Here is an 18,162-nt window from a genome sequence, read left to right on the forward strand (position 1 = left end):
TTCAGGCAGGTTTCTTGCGGTTTCTCACCATCGCGACGGCGTTAGAAAATATCGCCAGCTTATGCCGCGGGATGAAGATAAGCACATAGAGGCCATAGATAACCGCGCCAGCTGCGATATCCAGCAGCAACTTTTCCCATCCGGTTTTCAGTCCCAGTGCGCTGTCCATGGCAAACAGTCCCAGACACATCACCAGCGAGCCTATAATAGGGCTGGCTATCTGCGCCAGATACTCTTTCCAGGTCACATTAAGCAACGTCAGCGCACACCAGGCCGATACCGGATAAAGCAGCAAAGTACGCAGCGAATAGGAGAGCGCCATCGCCACCAGTCCGTAGCGGACAAAAATAAAGAACACGGTGATGTTGGTGACCGCATAGAGCAGCGTCAGACGCGACTGCCAGTCCGGGCGATCGCGGGCAAACATAACGGTATGGTTGTAATAGCCGATAGAGACGATAAACCCGGTCGCGCTGACAATCTGCATAACCGGCACCGACTCCATCCACTTCTGCCCCAGCAGCAGCCAGGTGACATCGTGCGACAGGTAGCACAGGCCGATAAAGGCGGGCGCCGTCAGCAGGATGGTAAAGAAGGTGGCATTCAGATAGTGCGACTTGAACTCATCCAACTGGTTTTTCACGCGGGAGAAAGCCGGCAGCGAAACGCGCATCAATGCCGTCGCCATAACGGTATTCAGCGTGTTGACGATACGTTTGCCCGCCGAGTACACCCCTGCCGCCGCGCTGCCCAGATAATAGGTGATAAAGAAAATATCACTGTTCTGGTTAGCGAAGTTAGTCATGCCGCTCAGCGCGACATGGCGCGAAAAGCGCATCGACTCTTTAAATGACGCCATGGAAAAACGCAGGCGCGGCTTCCACGGCGTCGCCAGCCACAGGGTGATGGTGGCCACGACCGAGGTCACCACCTGCTGCATTACCAGGCTGGTGATGCCCATTCCTTTCCAGGCGAGATAAACCCCTACGATACCGCCCAGCCCGATAGAGGTGATCGAACGAATCGCCAGCGAGCGGAACAGTAGACGATGCGTCAGCCAGGCTTCATGCACTTTGCTCAGCCCGCTGACCAGGATTATCACGCTGGTTCCACGGATCACATCGCCAAGCCCCTGGATATGCATCATATTTTCAAGGATGTTGGCGGAAAAGAAGACAATAAGAAATGCCGGCACGGCAAAAATACAGCAGCTCAGAAAAGCCGTATTGAAGTCTTCGTCAGTCGGCTCATGTTTACGTATGATCGACGTCGCGATACTTTCGAAAATCACCGTTCTAAACAGCTGCGTGATCAAAATGGAAACGCTGAGCATGCCGTAAAGATGCGGATCGAGTAAACGCGCCAGCACAAGAAAAATAACGAACGTTATCCCCTGCGCAGCGACGTTATCGAGTATCGACCAAACCGCCCCAGAAGCGATACTGCCTTTAGGCGTAGGTTTATCTGACTGTTTTCTCACTGTGATGTCCTGACGAGTGGAATATTTCAACATTACGCGCGGGCGATAAGTTCAACCTGGCGCAACCGCTCCTGTAGTTTTTCCACGTTCTCGTAAAACACGCTGTCGTCGCTGCGCTGACCGCCCAGCTGAGCCGCCTGACGCAGCTTCGCCGCCGCCTGATCGATATAGCGGTCGTTCCATTTCATGTTGAAGCGTGTTTCCGCGCCGGTAAACAGACGATCGGGCACTTCATGCGAGAAGTAGCGCGTATATTTCAGGTAGCGCGGCCACCACGGCGTGCTCTTCTGTTTACGTACGCGGATAAATTCCTTAATGGCGTAATCAACGTCGGCGTTTTTCAGATGGTAGTTTTCCCCATAGAGCGCCAGGGTTTTATTACGCATCGATTCGCGGAATGAGCTGCTGCCCAGCACCAGTGGCTGATAATGCTGGTTGATGGTCTGCGTCCAGTCGAGCCACTTAAAGGTGTTAATCTGACTGGAGCTAACCAGCGGCACCCACGGCACACGCATCGCGTCGGCGATGATTGCCGCGTGCATCGCATCCGCAAGAATCAGTTTCGCATGACGGATACGGTTGATAATCGTTTTGGCGTCGCCCTGCGGGCTAATGTACTCCACCCCGGCGCGGCGGCAGGCTTCTTCCCATTGACCGGTTTTCAGCGCGTCATGATGGGGGATAAAAATCACGCCTTTACGCTCGGCTTCGGGAACAGGCGGGAATTCCGGTAGCGTGCTGAGCAGAGCGGCGCCGTCGGTAATAGCTTTTTCTTTCGGCAGGCCCAGGACATGGGCCGTCAGCGGGCCACGCACGCTGAGGATATTCCAGCTTTCGTTGCCAAAGTTAGCGGGTGGCACACCATAACCGACACCGCTGCTGAAAACAATCCATTTCTTGGCGGGCGGCAGCGCGGAGCTGATAATCGTACCGATGCCGGCGAAGCGACATTCTTCGTTATCATCAAACACTCCTGGTAATAAATCGTGCCACAGCCATTCATTTAAATCGTCACCGAAATTGCCTGCGGCTGTTTTATAATAATGAACTTTCACTCTATTCTCCTAAATAATCACCAAGTTTAAAAACGTTAAAAGGCTACTACATCCTTATCGCCAGATATCATCAACCTTTTGCCAGCGGATAAAGCTATCCTCTTTTCAGAATATGCTTACCCATACGACCTAATAAAACCAACATATAGGGTGACGTGAACAGCATGACATTAAGGATATTAATTTTTTTATTTAACGTAGGCGATACAGAGTAAAACTCACGGAATGAAAGATGCGAACGGCATTTTTTGATTGCCTGTACGGCAGCGGAAAAACTGACGGCGCGTGAAACCGCCATAAACGCCACGCGCGCGATAACCGAGTATTTATGACGCAGAAAAATTTTACGCTCTTCCTTATTGCTCCATGCTCTGCCTGTCAGCTGGTCGGTTAGCGGCAGGTAATCCAGACGCATGGTTGCTTTATCCCATGACTTCTTGGTAAGCGATTGTGGCCGTTGGATGTAATGGTAGAGAGGCTCTGAAGTGAAGGCCATAGTAATATTCTTATTAAAGATCAGTATCAGCACTTCATAATCTTCAAAGATGATTTTCTTTTCATCAAACGCGATGCCGTCAAACAGCTCGCGCTTAAAGAGTTTGTTCCACAGAAAGCCCGGTATATCGCCCTCGAGCATGGCGATTAACGCCTGCTTGCCGGTCAGGGTGCCGGATGGCGCATAGTGGTTGGTAACCTTTTTCATCGCGCCGTCTTCGCTTTCATAAAAGTAGAGGCACTGCGAGACATCCACCTGCTGGCTTTCCAGCGTGGTGACCAACGCCTCAATCATATTGCTTTCCAGATAATCATCAGAATCGAGGAAAGCGATATAGTCACCACTGGCGGCGTCGACCAGACGGTTGCGGGTCGCTGAAACGCCAAGGTTAGGCTGGTTCTTTTGAATGACGAAACGCACCTGCGGATAACGATCCCGCAGGTTGTAGACCCGTTGCAGGGTATTATCCGTTGAGCAATCATCAACAATGACGATTTCAATATTTTTGTAACTCTGCTCGATAATCGAAAGCAGCGTTTTTTCGATAAACTTTTCGCAGTTGTATACCGGAATCAGTATGCTGACTAAGCGTTCCATAGACATCACGATCTCTCTAAAGCTCTCTTAACCTGTTATCAACGTGCATGCGCCCTCAGGCGTGCAGTTGACCGCTGATTAACCTGATCAGGCTGTCGTAAGATTTATTTTTATCAAACTCCTGCTCAACCTTACGACGCGCGGCCTGCAGCATTGGCGTTAAATCGGGCTTTTCATCGACGATTTTCGCGATCACGTCAGCCAGTCCGGCGGCATCCTTTTCTTTAATTAACCAACCATTGTGGCCATCTTCCACCAGCTCAGGGATGCCGCTGTGCCAGGTAGAAATCACCGGTATGCCGCGCGCCATCGCTTCCATCAGCGCGACCGGCACGCCTTCCATGTCGCCATCTTCCGCCGTCTGGGAGGGCAGCATGAAAATGTCCGATTTCTGCAGAAAGTCATTTATCACCTGCGGCGACTGGAAACCGTGCAGAATAACATTCTGTTGCAGGCCGTAGCGGGCAATGGTTTCCTCGACTTCGTCGCGCTGCGGACCGTTGCCCAGCACGTTATAAATAAAGTGATAGCCGCGCTCTTTCAATATGCGGCAGGCTTCCAGCGAGGTGAAAATCCCTTTTTTGTCGGTCAGACGCGCGATAGTCAGCAGCTGAATAGGCGATCCGATCGGCTTTGCCGGACGGAAATGAAAGTTATCGGTATCGATGCCGACGCGCATAATGTGCGTGCGGGCGGGATCACCCCCAGCGCGTGGATCTTTTCCGCCCACAGCTTACTGATAGGCAAGATAAATTTACTGTCGCGAAACAGCTCTTTGTAATCTTCGCTATAGGTACGCAGAATCCGGTGGGTAGAGATATCGTAACCATGAAAGATGGTCGCAAGCTCTCCTTTCAGCACGCCCAGCTTGCGCAGCTTGTTGGCCAACACTCCGGCCGGGCCGAAGTGCGCGATGAAGAGATCCGCTTCATAGGTCTTTTTATTCGCGGCGACAATCGCAGGCAGAGAGAGGTTTTTGGCGCTGTAGCCATATTTTTTGAAATTTAAGGCCGGCAGCGTGCGGAGCTTTCCTCGCGCCAGCCCTTTCAGGATGGTTTTGAAGCGGCTGATGGCGCGTGCGCTGTTTTTATTTTCTTCTGCTGGCAGCAAATAACGCGTTTTTTGCAGCAATCCATGCTCATCTTTCGCGGCGAACTCATCAATCATCTGTCCTGGCAGGACCGAAATGATTTCTACATCAAACCCTCTTTCAACAAAATAAATTATTTGATTTATGACAAACGTTTCTGAAGGAACCGGAAAATTATAAACAAAAAAAGAGACTTTCATTGCCACCTCTGTTCTTGATTCCTATTTACTTAAAAGAAGAAACGCTGATAGCCCTGACCAGGGTCTCTCCTCAGAAAATACAGTAAAAGAAATCGTCCATTTAAAAATGGAAAAGCAGGACAACACAGCCGCACGTTACACAACGCTACGCCAGATCAACCATTGTCCTGCTAAATAAAATATGTCAGACAGCCCTGTCATTATCGTTTAAAAATCAGTACGCGGTTTTACTGATAAACCCTTTAAAAATGGTCAGGAAAATAATTCTCAGGTCCAGCATAATGCTCCAGTCGCGGATATATTGCAGGTCAAACTCGATACGCTTTTCCATTTTCTCCAGCGTATCGGTTTCACCGCGCCAGCCGTTGATTTGCGCCCAGCCGGTAATGCCTGGCTTCACTTTATGACGCAGCATGTAGCCCTGGATGATCGAACGGTACTGCTCGTTATGCGCAACGGCATGCGGGCGCGGTCCGACAATCGACATATCGCCTTTTAGCACGTTGATAAACTGCGGCAGCTCGTCCAGCGAGGTGGAGCGCAGAATACGGCCGATCGGCGTAATGCGCGCATCCCCTTTGGTCGCCTGGGTTACGGTATCGCCGTTCTCCATCACCGACATTGAGCGGAACTTCCATACCTTAATCGGCTTGCCGTCCATCCCGTAGCGCACCTGGCGGAAAATCACCGGGCCTGGCGAGGTGAATTTCACCAGCGCGGCGATGGTCAACAGCGCCGGCGAGATGAACAGCAGAATGCAGGAGGAGACAACGATATCTTCAACGCGCTTCAGCACCATATTGATACCGTTCATCGGCGTTTCAAACAGCGGCACGACCGGCACGCCGTTAATCTCTTCGGTGCGCGACTGCAGGATATTGAAGGTGAAGATATCCGGGATCAGCATTACCGAGCAGGTGGTATCGGAGAGCTTGCCCACCAGATCGCGGATAGCGACTTCTTCCGACATCGCCATAGCGATATAGATCTTATCCAGCTTCCCTTCGCGGGCATCGACCAGCAGCTGATCGAGATTGCCGCAATAATTGATGCTACCCGCATTACCACCAGATTCATTAGCAACGTCAGAATAGTGCCCGACAACGTTTAATCCCATCCAGGGAGCGTTAATGAAACTATTAGCAAGTGAGACGCCAATCGGCATGTTGCCGACGATAGCGACGTTGCGCGTGTTATAGCCCAGCTTACGGATAATGCGGGCAAAGAAGCGGATGGCCGAACGACAGGCGATAAACCCGACGGCGACAATGCCGAACCACAGCAGGTAAGCTTTGAAGTTCAGATCCAGTTCGCTGATCAGCGACATCACGCCAGCCGTGATCAAAATACTCAACGCCCAGTTTTGCAAAATCAGATGCAGCTCGCTGGCGAAACTGACGCCGCGCCACGAACGGTAAAAGTCCGTGATACCGCCAATCATCTGGAATAGCGCCAGCGCCGTCAGCGAAAGCAACCACCAGGAAGAAGAAAAAGACTGGGATTCAATGCGGGCTAAAATATACAGCCCCATAAACATAACAAAAATGTCAGAAAAACGCTGTATGATGGAAATAATCGACGCGTTGGTACGTGTGCGAAATCCATTAGCCGTTATCATTTTATTATCTTCCCTGCCTAATTCATGCATGATTGAAGACATGTCTTAGACCTCGCTATAGTTAATTTAGTGTTCAACGTTTGATTATGTCGGCATATAAACCATGCGTTTTGGCTATCATAGCCTGAGAAGTAAAGTTCTCTATGTACAATTGATTCCCTTTACGCCCCATTTCACTTAAATCAGATTTATCCAAGCGATTAAACACAGAGAGTAAGGAATTGGCGTCGCCGTTTTTAAACAGATAGCCCGTTTCGTTATTTATGACGACTTCCGGCAGCGAGGTAGCGTCGCTGGCGATAATCGGCAGCGAGTAGCTCATCGCCTCCAGCGGCACCATGGCGAAGCCTTCCCAACGGCTCGGGATCACCAGCACGTCCGCTTCGATAAAGTACGGCTCCATCTGGCTGGCCTTCAGCCAGCCGGTGTACTCGGCACCCGGCAGCTTTTCGATCTGCTCGGCGCTATGCACGCTGTCGCCGATCAGTGTCAGATGCAGGTTCGGGTTCTGGTTACGCTTCATCGCCTCCAGCAGCACGTCATAGCCCTTCTGGTAATCGAAGCGCCCGACGAACAGCACGTTAATGCGCGGATCGTCACGACGATCGGCCCTGACGATATGGCGCTCGGCGACGCCGTTATGAATGACAAACAGCTTGTCGGCGCTGATGCCGTGCGCCTTTGCCTGATCCGCCTCGTACTGGCTGACGCAGATGATCGCGTCGGTCATCGGCAGCAGGGCTTTTTCAATCAACGAATAGATTTTTTTCTTGCCGCTACTGGTCTGCATTAAGAAGCTGAAGGCATGCGGACAATAGACCACTTTAGGCCGGACAAACGGCCACAGCAGCAGCAAACAGGCGCGTCCGATCACCCCGGCAAACGAGCTGTGAAGATGCACCACATCGGGCTTGAATTTCATTACCGTGCGGCAGAACGCGACGGTGAAAGAGAGCAGCGCGCCGACGGATCGCCCTTTACGCTCCCATTTCACCACGTTCTCTTCGTGCGCCGTATCCAGCTCCCCGGCCTGATCCGCCGGGATCAGGCACTGGATTTGATAGGCGCCTTTATCATCCTGTTGTGCCGCGACGAGTTGCTTTAAAACGGTGGCAACGCCACCTTTTATTGTCTCAGCAGCATGGAGGATTTTCATTTACTCTTCCTTTTTAAATTTTCCAAGACTTAAATAGACATAAAACATTAACGGATAAAATGGCGACAGGTGCCGTAAATAGCTGCCATAGTCAGGCTCAAACAGGCTCTGAATAACCGTATAAGAAATAATAATTAATGAAAATAACACCACCAACGGGTAGGTCCTGTCCTGTAGCGCCGCATGCAGCGTCTGCCATATTCTTCTGAACATCAAAATAATAAAGGTCGAAATAACGACATAATAAGGCGACAGCATTAATATCAGCGGGAACGGGAAAAAGAACGTTATCCACGTCAGGCTGACGTTCAGCCAGCCGAACAGCGGGTTGCCTGCCGGGAACCACGGACGAATCAGGGTGTTACTGCCGTCGCCGGTATCATCCAGACGGTGTTCGTTCACTTCGTTACGGAAATTATCGACATCAATGCCCAAGCCGAACTGGAAACCAAACGCCAGCACCAGCAGCGACAGCAGGCAGAGAATAAATATCCACTTACCTTTATGCACATAGCGCGACATTAACAGCAGGCCGTAGAACTCCAGCAGGAACAAAAACCAGTATGTCCTGAAGTAGTAGGCGTAAAATATGGCAAAGCAGGTCCATATCAACAGCCCGGCGGTGCGGTTTAAGAACGTTAGCAGCAGCGGCATCATTATCAAAAAAACGATAAAGTCTTTACTCTGCCAGGTCAGGTTAATCATTGACGAGAAGCAGAAGAAAAGAAATACGCCGATATCAAACACGTTCATCGAGGCGCCGCGCACCCGGATAAAGATAAAGACAAAGGTGCTGATAATAATCACGGCGGAGATTAAGGCAAATACGATAGAGCTTTGTTCAAATCCCAACAGCTTATAGAAATAAGCGGTGCTGCCGTAAGAGTTCCCCGGGCCGAAACTGTATGTCAGCTTCATAAAGCTGAATATGGTGATTTGGTCGGAGAAGAAGTACGGCTTCATTACCGACTCTTTTACCAACGCCACGGCTAACATCATCAGCATCATGAACAGAAACAGCATAAAGGTCATGTGCGGATCAAAATAGAGATAGCGATTCTTTCTTATACCTATCTTCAGTGATATGAATTTCATTATTTTATTCGCCGGTCTGATTGCTGTTTTAAATCACTTCCCCGGAACAAAGCGTTTCGCGGTAATAGTGGCTAACTTTTTCACTCGTTCATTCATCATCGCCATAAAATGGCTGAATTTAATTTTTCCGGAAAACAGAAGCTTCAGGTAGATGGCAATGCCCTTGCCTTTTTCATTCGACAGCAGGTAGCTATCGGCAATGATCTTTGCGTAAAAGCCGAACCAGATGTAGCTCGGCACGCGCTTTTTGATGCTCTCCAGCCAGATCAGCGATTTATCGCGTTTGCCGTCCGAGGAGATGCGCGCCGTGGAGTCGGAATCGTCATAGATGGTCAGCGGCTCATCAAGATAGTAGAAGCTGGCGCCGCGCTCCTGCAGACGCAGGGCGAAATCCCAGTCCTGATGCTTGCGCAGCGCGCTGTCGAATTTCGCCCGTTTGGCGATATCGGCGTCCAGCAGCAGCGTGCTGGTCTGGAAATCGTTACCCAGCAGCAGGAACTCCATGATCGAACTGTATTTGTTCAGCGGCTTGTTGCGGCGCAGGTGCAGCCCTTCCGGACGCTTGTTGTATTTCGCTGTCATGCAGACGCGATTTTTGCCGGGCTGCTGGCGCAGAAAGGCGAGCTGCTTCTCTAACTTTTCCGGCACCCATTCATCATCGGAGTCAAGCAGCGCGATAAAGTCGCCGCGGCTGCGTTCGATGCCTTCATTGCGCGGGCGCGTGCCGCCGCTGTTCTGCTCCAGCTGCACAAACGTCACCCTTTCATCCTGCACGCCCGCCATCACTGCGGCGGTATCGTCCGTCGAGGCGTCATCCACCACAAACACTTCAATGTGACGATAAGTCTGGTTCAAAACGCTGTTTAGGGTTTTTAAAATGATGTCGGCACGATTAAAGGTAGGAATAACGACGCTGATTAAAGGCGTAGACTCAGTCATAACATCAGTCTCAATGGGATTCGTTTTAAAAACCTTAAAAAGGCCAGCCGCGAACGGCTGGCACTGTCGTTTTATGGCTTAGTGGATTCGTAGCTGTAGTGGTAATAACCGTAGCCGTAATAGCTCGCAGCTTTCTTCGCCACAAGGTTCAGAATGGCGCCTTTGATTTCGATGCCGTTTTGCTCGAAGCGACGTACGCTGACCTCAACTTCTTTCACCGTCGATTTCTCGAAGCCTGCCACCACCATGCTGGTGCCGGCCTGCATACCGATAATCGCGGCGTCGGTCACGGCCAGAATCGGCGGCGTATCAACGATGACGATATCGTACTGCTTCTGCACGGTAGCCATCAGGTCGATGAACTTCTGGCTCATCAGCAGCTCAGACGGGTTCGGCGGCAGCTGACCGCGCGAGATAAAGTCCAGTCCGCTGACGTTGGTCGGACGGATCGCTTGTTCCAGCGTCGCCTGATTCGACAGCAGGTCAGAAAGGCCGTGACGGTTGTCGCCGTTAAACAGCTCATGGGAATAACCCTTGCGCATATCGCCGTCGATAAACAGCACGCGCTGTCCCGACTGCGCCACGACCGCCGCCAGGTTGGTGCTGATAAAGGTTTTGCCGATATCAGGGCTGGTGCCGGAAATCATGATGATGTTGTTACGCGCATCGAGCATGGCGAAGTGCATGGTGGTGCGCAGGCTGCGTACCGCTTCGATCGCCAGGTCGGCCGGGTTGGCCAGCGCCAGCAGCTCGCCGCCGCGCAGCGCTTTCTTGCCTTTCTCTTTGCTCAGCGCAGTCAGCTTACGGTCGCGCTGCTGCTGCCACTCGGAAATCGGGATGCTGGCGTAAACGTTGATACCGCTGTTTTCCAGCTGCTCCGGACTTTCGATGCCGCGGATCAGAATGGTTTTCATCAGCACGTAGATGGTGGAAACCAGCAGGCCCAGCACCAGAGAAACGGCGATGATAATGGCAGAGCGCGGTGCGATCGGCTTGTTCAATACCAGCGCCGGGTCGACGATACGTACGTTACCGACGGTGCTGGCCTTATTAATGCTCAGCTCCTGCTGTTTGTTCAGCAGCTGCATGAACACCGCCTGGCCGGCGTCAACGTCACGCGTGAGGCGAATGATCTCCTGCTGCGTTTTCGGCAGCGCGGAGACTTTGCCTTCCAGCGCTTTCTTCTCGTTGCGCAGCGTCTGGCGTTTTTCCAGCAGCGTGCGGTAAGCCGGGTGTTCTTTGGTGTAGAGCTTGGAGATTTCCGCTTCACGGAAGGTCAGTTCGTTCAGCTGGTTGTCCACGTTGACCATGGTATCCAGCATCGACTTCGCTTCCAGCGACAGGTCGACCGAGTCATTCTGCTGACGGAAGGCGTTCAGCTTGTTCTCGGCGTCGTCCAGCTTCTGACGCACTTCCGGCAGCTGGCGGCTGATGAAGTCGAGGCTTTTCTGCGCTTCCGCGGATTTACGCTCGACGTTCTGCAGCAGATAGTTCTGCGTAATCGTGCGCAGCGTTTCCTGCGTCAGCTGCGGATCGGTACCGTTCAGGGTTAACGCCAGCACGCCGGTGTCTTTACCCTGATCGACCACGCTCAGACGGCCAACCAGATCGTTGTAGGTCGGCAGGTAGCCATTCTTCTGCACGATAAAGGTATCGCCCGGGCCCGCGTCGGTATCGGAGACCAGAATCTTCACTTTGCCCTGCGCGGCGTACTGCCCTACTTTGCCTTTTACCAGCTCGCCGTCATCGCCGGAGAGAGTAAAGGTGTTGTTAGCGCCAATTTCCAGTTCCAGCTTCTGGCCGATCAGCTCCGGCGGCAGTTCCAGACGAGAAACGGCGATTTTTTTCGGCTCCTGCCCCATCAGACGCGCCCAGCCTGCGCCCACTACCGGCACATATTTCGGCGTGACGGTCGTTTGCAGGTTGAGATCTTCAATGGTTTTGCCCAGTACCATCCTGGACATGATCAGGCCGATTTCGGCGTCGGAAGCGGGTTTGCTGTCCGGCACCAGGCTGGAGATCTGGCTCAGCACCAGGCTGCCCTGATTCTGCTCTACCTGTACTAACGAGTCGGCGCGGTAGACCGGCGTCGCCAGAATGGAGTAGATAACGCCGATAACGGCGAACAGCGCGGTTACGCCAATAATAAGCCAGCGATGATCGATAATTGAACCGTATAAACGGGCTACATCGATTTCATCTTTGGCATCTGCAATTTTCTGCGAGCTATCCGATTTTTTATTGACCATTATTATGCCTGATTATCGATTTAATGCGTGGGCCCATTTCTGAGCGGCGTCGTCCAGTAAAAGGTAAACAGATTCAAAAGCCTCTGTGCTTTTACGATAGGGATCCGGGATTTCACGGCCATTGCACCAATGACCGAACAGCATCGTCTTGCCGCGTACTTCCGGCGCGATCTTGCCGATCTCATTGATATGCTGTTTTTCCATCACCAGGATCAGATCGTGTTCTCTGCACATCGCTGAAGTGAGCTTCCGCGCGCGGTGCCCCTCCAGCGAAAGGCCATGCTGTGCTGCTACCTTGATGGCGCTCTCATCAGCGGGGTAATCCACCAGCGCCCCTAAGCCCGCTGATGAGACCTGTAGCGTCGGGCAATAGTGTTTCAGTAGCCGTTCGCCGGTTGGCGAACGGCAGATATTGCCGACACACACGATGAGAATGGAATTAAACATACTCATCACCAGTTTTTGATGTCATGCGCCGAGTTGATGCTGTAACGCACGCTGTTGACGGTCGGCAGCAGCTGGTTGATGACACGGTTCCAGCGGGTCAGCGGGGTCGCGGTGACGTAAACGATGTCATACGGCTCCAGCTGGAATTCGGTGCCCAGCACCATCGCGGTCGCATCAGCAGTGTTCAGCTGATAAACGTTGGCGATTTTGCCGCCCTGCTGACGGTTCGGACGGATGACGAATACGCCGGTCGCGTTAGACACTTCCTGATTCAGGCCCTGCGCATTGCCCAACGCTTCCGTCAGGGTCATGCCGCTGCGATCCATTTTCAGGGTTTGCTGACGCGTCACTTCACCCATCACAAAGACTTTCAGATCATCGTTACGCGGCACGTAGAGGATATCGCCGGAATAGAGCAGGCGGTTCTGCGTCAGGTCGCCGTTCTGCATCAGCGCCTGCAGCGAGATACGCTGTTCGCGGCCGTTATGCGTCAAAATCACGTTGCGCCAGTCCGCTTCCGCCGCCAGACCGCCCGCGGCGTTCACTGCGTCCAGTACGGTTAACGGGATGTTGGTGACCGCCTGTTTGCCGGAGGTGGCGACTTCGCCGGTCACATAGACTTTCTGTGAGCGGAATGCGGCGATATTGACGTCAACCTGCGGGCTTTCGATATAGCTGGCCAGACGATTCTGGATTTCGCTGCGCACCTGCTGAATCGTTTTGCCCACCACTTTCACCCGGCCGATATAAGGGTAATAAATGGTGCCGTCGGAATGCACCCAGTTACCGGTGTCGCTGGCGCTGCGGTACTGGCCGGCCGGCGTCGTCAGCTCCGGGTGATCCCAGACGGTGACGCTTAATACGTCGCCGACGCCGATGCGGTATTCATAGTTCGCCAGCTCCTGATCGAGCAGCGGGTTCGGCTGCGCAACAACCGGCTTACGGCGCAGCTGCTCAACCAGCATAGGGGTCAGCGGATAAACATTAACCATTTTATTGATGTCATAGTCAGCGTCCTGCTGCTTGATCACATCTTTACCGCTGGTGGAAACATTTTGCCCTGGGACTACAGTACAGCCACTGATAAGTGAGATTGACACCAGTAACGGAGCCAACTTGAGTTTCGATTTCATCATTGAATTATCATCGCTATTGCTGATTTATTGTCTAAAGCGGTGTGTCGCCGCAAAAAAATGCTCATGAATAAACGTCAATTCACGACCAATCTGCCTCAACTATTGCTGTTCCGTCATGAGATGTTTGCCCCTCGTTTTATGCTTAAATGTTTCTGCCGCGAAGCCGTTCTGTCGCAACGCCCGGTGTAAACAGAGGCGGCCCGCTTTCCCGCAGTTCAATCGTTGATGGTCAGCCTGCCGACGCGGAACCGCCCTTAGGCGGCGGGTAATTACGTCGAATCAGACTTGTAATAGAACCTGTATTCTGTCGTATTTATTTAGCATTAGTCTTAAAACGACAGAAAATTATAAATTACTCTTGACGGATATATTTCGACCAGCGCATCAGAGTTTAAGCACGCTACCGCCCCTGGCTTTCAGCTACCAATGCTGTTTAATCAGAGACAGGGCTATTTGAGGCGTGTGAGTCGAACGGCTTTTATATCTTTCTTAACGCCGCAGCTTATTGCGCGGTTATCTGCGCGCGATGGCAGACCCGCACGAATTATCTCGGTTCGATCACATAAGTTATGGCTAGATTTTTATACTATTGACTGGTTGTGACAAGCATGAGTAAGCAGATCCATAGCACTTTCAGAATAAGACTAAAGAATATAAAAAATAAGCCTTCAAATTCATGCGCTTAAGTCAGTAAGACCTTTCATTCTTTTCCAGATAATTCCGGCTTGATAATACCTTTTATTACAGGAGCGAAATAAAAGTCGTTTATTTCGCCAGCAAATGTTAATAATCCCATCCCGTCATCGCCGCTAAAAATCCAATAATCCCGCCCCGCCGCCTGCGCATAATGGCCGTAGAATGAGGCTTGCGGGTTATTTGTTTAGGATTTATCTCAGAAAACATTGCGTTTTGATTATTCCGCTCCCATCATCATCTCCGACAAATAAACAAATAAGGGTGAAAAAAGGGTATGGAATGGATCGCCGATCCGTCAATCTGGGCCGGGCTGGTTACGCTTATCGTGCTGGAGCTGGTGCTGGGCATCGATAATCTGGTGTTTATCGCCATTCTGGCGGAAAAACTGCCTGCCGCGCAGCGCGACCGCGCCAGAGTAACCGGCCTGCTGCTGGCGCTGATCATGCGTCTGCTGCTGCTGACCTCGATCTCCTGGCTCACGGGCCTGACGCGCCCGCTCTTTACGCTGTTCAGCCACGGCTTTAGCGCCCGCGATCTGATTATGCTGGTCGGCGGCGTGTTTCTGTTGTTTAAAGCCACCATGGAGCTGAACGAACGGCTTGAGGGCGGCGACCTGGATGATAAGCCGCAGAAGCACGGCGCCCGTTTCTGGCCGGTGGTAGCGCAGATCGTGGTACTGGATGCGGTTTTCTCGCTGGATGCGGTGATCACCGCCGTCGGCATGGTCGATCATCTGCTGGTGATGATGGCGGCGGTAGTTATCGCCATTTTCCTGATGATCCTCGCCAGCAAGCCGCTGACCCGCTTCGTTAACGGCCACCCGACTATCGTCATCCTCTGCCTGAGCTTTCTGTTGATGATCGGCTTCAGCCTGATCGCCGAAGGGTTCGGCTTCCATATCCCGAAAGGCTATCTCTATGCGGCTATCGGCTTCTCGATCCTGATCGAATCCTTTAATCAGCTGTCACAGTTTAATCGCCGCCGCTTTCTGTCCGCCCGCATGCCGCTACGCAAACGGACGGCGGAAGCGGTGCTGCATCTGCTACGCGGCGAACACAACGAGGCGGATCTGGATCATGAAACCGCCTCGCTGGTTGCCGATGCGCGCGAACAGGGCGCGGTGTTTAACAAGCAGGAGCGTCAGATGATCGTGCGGGTGATGGGGATGGCGCAGCGCAGCGTCAGCAGCATCATGACCTCGCGCCATGATATTGAGCATATCGATCTCAGCGACAGCCCGGAAAAGATCATGGCGCAGCTGGACCGCAATCAGCATACGCGCATGCTGGTGACGGAGAACGGCGGCGAACCGCTGGGCGTGGTGCATGTTATCGATCTGCTGCATCAGGCGCTGCATACCCACTCCCTCGACCTGCGCGCCCTGCTGCGCCAGCCGCTGGTGTTCCCGGAACAGCTGACGCTGCTGCTGGCGCTGGAGCAGTTCCGCAGCGCCCGCACCCACTTCGCTTTTGTGGTGGATGAGTTCGGCTCGGTGGAGGGCGTGGTGACGCTGAGCGACGTGATGGAAACCATCGCCGGCAATATGCCCAATGAGAGTGAAGAGCTGGATGCACGCTACGACATTCTGCAGAAAGAGGACGGCAGCTGGATAGCGAACGGCCACATGCCGTTGGATGATTTGGTGATGTATATCGAACTGCCGCTGAATGAGAAGCGCGATTATCACACTATCGCCGGCCTGTTGATGGATCGGCTGCAGCATATTCCGCAACCGGGGGAAGAGCTGCAGGTGGGCGATTACCTGTTCCGCACCCTGGAGGTGGAGAGCCATCGCGTGCATCGCGTGCAGATCGTGCCGCTTGCCCAGCAGGAGCCGGATTACGAAGTATAACCGCTATGCCTGCCTTTTAGCGTCTTCTCGCCGCAACGGGCTACCGCTAAAGGGACTCTCCGATAAGGACATCAGCCGGGCCGGCTGCCCGCTCAAGAGGCCGGCCCGGGTAGAGACCCCGGTAAACACCGCCGCTCTGGCAAAGTCCTCTGCCGATAAAGGCGGCATTGCCGATAACGCTTTGCGACGATAAAAAAGGCGCCCGACGGGCGCCTTTTCTAATGGGTTGCTCAGCGAGGCGCTTTTTCCGGCCTGGCATCGGGATGGCGCTGCTTCCATTCATCAATGCGTGATTTCGCTTCGCTCTCCAGCCGCTGACGCAGCAGCTGATCCACCTGCAGGTTGTACTGCAGATTATCCCAGCCGCCATACAGCCGCAGCGGCACCGCCGTCTGCTGCAGCGCGGCGATCAGGGCATTATCCCCTTTCCAGCCGCCGGTCACCTGCACGCCGAAGGTAATGTCGCACTGGCGACGCGCCATATCCAACTGCCCTGCCCCGCTCAGCGTAAAGCGCGACGTGCCGCCTTGCAGCCCTTTCAGCGCGATCAGGCCGTCACGCAGCGTTGCCTGCGCCTGCAGCTTATCGATGCGGGTTTCGTTGCTGTTGCCGCTATCTTCTTCGCTGCTGACGCGGTCACTATTACGCGCCACCGCATGCTGCACCAGCTGCTGGACGTTCATGCCGATAATGCGCGCCGGGGCGAGTGACATCTCCGCTTCGCCGCGCCAGCGGCGATGGAAATCCTCTACGCTCAGTCCGGTTCCGGTCAGCACGCCGTTCAGCGTCAGCTGGCCGTCAAGCGACGGCGGCAGCGCGAAGGCGTTCAGTAGCGGCGCGAGAGCGATATCGCGCAGCGCCGGCCTCAGCGCGACCTGCGCCGGCTGGCGGCGCATATCGAGGGTGCCGGGCAGCGAGAACGCGCCCGCACCGATGCGGCCAGAGAAAGTATTCAGCGTGACGTCGCCGCGCTGATTATCCGCGTCCAGCGCGACCTGCTGCAGATCCAGACCGCGCCAGCGCAGCGCATCCGCCTGCAGCTTTACGCTGCCCGTCAGCGTGTTCAGCAGGGCGTTGTCCGCGCCGACAGGCTCAGCGATGACCGGCGCGCGCGCGCCGCCGGTCGCCTGCGCGGTCGCGGGCATCGCATCGCTGTCGCCGTTCAGCCCCGCCAGCGCATCCAGATCGAGGCGCGGCGAACGCATATCGATATTCAGCACCGGCGCGTTGCCCAGCTTGCCGCTGATAGCGCCGTTCAGCTGGCTTTCGCCCAGCGTCAGCGCGATATTCTGCAGCGAGAAACGCTGGCTTTCATCGAGCCACTCCGCCTGTAAACTGCTTTTGCCCTGCAGGCCCGCCGGCGGCAGACCGGGGCCATGCAGCTGCCAGTTGAGATCGTCCACCGTGCCGTTGACCCGGCGCGGGTAGTCCGCCACGTTCATGGTGCCGTTCAGCGAAAGCTGCAGCTCACGCTGGTCGCGGCTGACGCGCGTCGAAAGCGTAATCGCCGCCTCGCGGCGGCTGTCCTGCGTAAGAGAGAGATTGAGGTCGCGGAAGTTGATCTCTTCGCCCTGCGGCTGCTGCCAGATAAGCAGGCTGTCGGCCACCTCAAGGCTGCCGATATCGAAGGTCCAGCCCCTGACCGGCTCCGGCGGCGCCGAGTCAGACGGCCCCACCGGCGCGTCGGCCGGCCGCTGCGCGGCGCTGTCGGGCGTCAGGCGCACCACGGCGTTTTTCAGCATCACCTGTTTAACGCTGAGCTGATGGGAAAGAAGAGGAAGGAGATGGACGTCAAGCCGCATATTTTCCGCCGTTACCACCGGCTGCTGCGCGCCCGGCGCGGTCACCGACATCCGCCCGGCCAGAATGCTGAGCTGCGGCCAGACGTGCCAGCGCAGGTCGCCTTCGAGCCGCAGCTGATAGCCGCTGCGCTGCTCGACCTGCTGCACCATGTAATTGCGAAAATCGTTGGGGTTAACCAGCAATACCAGCGCTGTCATCCCGGCCACAATAACGACGAATAAAATGGCCAGCGTGGTAATTAATCGTCTCATCC

The 18,162-nt window shown here is 53.9% G+C and carries 14 protein-coding genes; 1 reads left to right on the forward strand and 13 read right to left on the reverse strand.

The genetic code is table 11. From position 1 onward, the window contains the following. Window position 1: 1 nt before the first annotated feature. From C2E15_RS13505 to C2E15_RS13560, 12 genes are all read right to left on the reverse strand, one after another. Complete coding sequence (locus tag C2E15_RS13505; protein WP_245912273.1) at window positions 2-1,480, reverse strand: lipopolysaccharide biosynthesis protein; 1,479 nt, start codon at window positions 1,478-1,480, stop codon at window positions 2-4. A 32-nt stretch (window positions 1,481-1,512) separates the two neighbouring features. Next, the gene (locus C2E15_RS13510) at window positions 1,513-2,535 is read right to left on the reverse strand and encodes a polysaccharide pyruvyl transferase family protein (protein ID WP_104957832.1); all 1,023 of its coding nucleotides are present in this window, start codon (window positions 2,533-2,535) and stop codon (window positions 1,513-1,515) included. Window positions 2,536-2,629: 94 nt separating this feature from the next. Further along, the gene (locus tag C2E15_RS13515) at window positions 2,630-3,634 is read right to left on the reverse strand and encodes a glycosyltransferase family 2 protein (protein ID WP_104957833.1); all 1,005 of its coding nucleotides are present in this window, start codon (window positions 3,632-3,634) and stop codon (window positions 2,630-2,632) included. A 49-nt stretch (window positions 3,635-3,683) separates the two neighbouring features. Then, window positions 3,684-4,307 carry a glycosyltransferase gene (locus tag C2E15_RS13520; RefSeq protein WP_104957834.1) on the reverse strand — a complete coding sequence of 208 codons (624 nt, stop codon included), beginning with the start codon at window positions 4,305-4,307 and terminating at the stop codon, window positions 3,684-3,686. Beyond that, entirely contained in the window at window positions 4,232-4,924 is a 693-nt protein-coding gene (locus tag C2E15_RS13525; RefSeq protein ID WP_146108552.1) for a hypothetical protein, read from the reverse strand. The genes C2E15_RS13520 and C2E15_RS13525 overlap by 76 nt, the downstream gene beginning before the upstream one ends. Before the next feature lie 208 nt (window positions 4,925-5,132). Then, on the reverse strand, window positions 5,133-6,536 hold the full coding sequence (gene wcaJ, locus C2E15_RS13530; RefSeq protein ID WP_104957836.1) for an undecaprenyl-phosphate glucose phosphotransferase: 1,404 nt from the start codon (window positions 6,534-6,536) through the stop codon (window positions 5,133-5,135). A gap of 73 nt (window positions 6,537-6,609) precedes the next feature. After that, entirely contained in the window at window positions 6,610-7,692 is a 1,083-nt protein-coding gene (locus C2E15_RS13535) for a glycosyltransferase (RefSeq protein ID WP_104957837.1), read from the reverse strand. Next, window positions 7,693-8,787 (reverse strand): hypothetical protein, encoded by a 1,095-nt coding sequence (locus C2E15_RS13540; protein ID WP_128603606.1) that lies wholly within the window; start codon window positions 8,785-8,787, stop codon window positions 7,693-7,695. Window positions 8,788-8,820: 33 nt separating this feature from the next. Beyond that, a complete protein-coding gene (locus C2E15_RS13545) occupies window positions 8,821-9,726 on the reverse strand; it encodes a glycosyltransferase family 2 protein (RefSeq protein WP_104957839.1) in 906 nt (301 codons plus the stop codon). Window positions 9,727-9,797: 71 nt separating this feature from the next. Further along, a complete protein-coding gene (wzc, locus tag C2E15_RS13550; RefSeq protein WP_104957840.1) occupies window positions 9,798-11,975 on the reverse strand; it encodes a tyrosine-protein kinase Wzc in 2,178 nt (725 codons plus the stop codon). A 12-nt stretch (window positions 11,976-11,987) separates the two neighbouring features. Further along, complete coding sequence (locus tag C2E15_RS13555) at window positions 11,988-12,422, reverse strand: arsenate reductase/protein-tyrosine-phosphatase family protein (protein WP_104959181.1); 435 nt, start codon at window positions 12,420-12,422, stop codon at window positions 11,988-11,990. A gap of 5 nt (window positions 12,423-12,427) precedes the next feature. Further along, entirely contained in the window at window positions 12,428-13,558 is a 1,131-nt protein-coding gene (locus C2E15_RS13560; protein ID WP_104957841.1) for a polysaccharide export protein, read from the reverse strand. 970 nt (window positions 13,559-14,528) lie between these two features. Between C2E15_RS13560 and C2E15_RS13565 the strand changes: the two genes are divergently transcribed. Next, window positions 14,529-16,106, forward strand: coding sequence for a TerC family protein (locus tag C2E15_RS13565; protein WP_104957842.1), 1,578 nt, complete (start codon window positions 14,529-14,531; stop codon window positions 16,104-16,106). Window positions 16,107-16,336: 230 nt separating this feature from the next. On the opposite strand, the gene asmA is transcribed toward C2E15_RS13565, so the two are convergent. Continuing rightward, a complete protein-coding gene (gene asmA / locus C2E15_RS13570; protein WP_104957843.1) occupies window positions 16,337-18,160 on the reverse strand; it encodes an outer membrane assembly protein AsmA in 1,824 nt (607 codons plus the stop codon). Between the last annotated feature and the right edge of the window lie 2 nt (window positions 18,161-18,162).

Origin of the sequence: Mixta gaviniae (assembly GCF_002953195.1) — a bacterium.
GTDB classification, from domain to species: Bacteria; Pseudomonadota; Gammaproteobacteria; order Enterobacterales; family Enterobacteriaceae; genus Mixta; species Mixta gaviniae.

Excerpts from the sequence above, each read along its gene's own strand:
- C2E15_RS13515 (WP_104957833.1), bottom strand. The coding sequence starts at position 3,634 with ATGTCTATGGAACGCTTAGTCAGCATACTGATTCCGGTATACAACTGC.
- C2E15_RS13520 (WP_104957834.1), bottom strand. The coding sequence starts at position 4,307 with ATGCGCGTCGGCATCGATACCGATAACTTTCATTTCCGTCCGGCAAAG.
- wcaJ (WP_104957836.1), bottom strand. The coding sequence starts at position 6,536 with ATGATAACGGCTAATGGATTTCGCACACGTACCAACGCGTCGATTATT.
- C2E15_RS13535 (WP_104957837.1), bottom strand. The coding sequence starts at position 7,692 with ATGAAAATCCTCCATGCTGCTGAGACAATAAAAGGTGGCGTTGCCACC.
- C2E15_RS13540 (WP_128603606.1), bottom strand. The coding sequence starts at position 8,787 with ATGAAATTCATATCACTGAAGATAGGTATAAGAAAGAATCGCTATCTC.
- C2E15_RS13545 (WP_104957839.1), bottom strand. The coding sequence starts at position 9,726 with ATGACTGAGTCTACGCCTTTAATCAGCGTCGTTATTCCTACCTTTAAT.
- wzc (WP_104957840.1), bottom strand. The coding sequence starts at position 11,975 with ATGGTCAATAAAAAATCGGATAGCTCGCAGAAAATTGCAGATGCCAAA.
- C2E15_RS13555 (WP_104959181.1), bottom strand. The coding sequence starts at position 12,422 with ATGTTTAATTCCATTCTCATCGTGTGTGTCGGCAATATCTGCCGTTCG.
- C2E15_RS13560 (WP_104957841.1), bottom strand. The coding sequence starts at position 13,558 with ATGATGAAATCGAAACTCAAGTTGGCTCCGTTACTGGTGTCAATCTCA.
- C2E15_RS13565 (WP_104957842.1), top strand. The coding sequence starts at position 14,529 with ATGGAATGGATCGCCGATCCGTCAATCTGGGCCGGGCTGGTTACGCTT.
- asmA (WP_104957843.1), bottom strand. The coding sequence starts at position 18,160 with ATGAGACGATTAATTACCACGCTGGCCATTTTATTCGTCGTTATTGTG.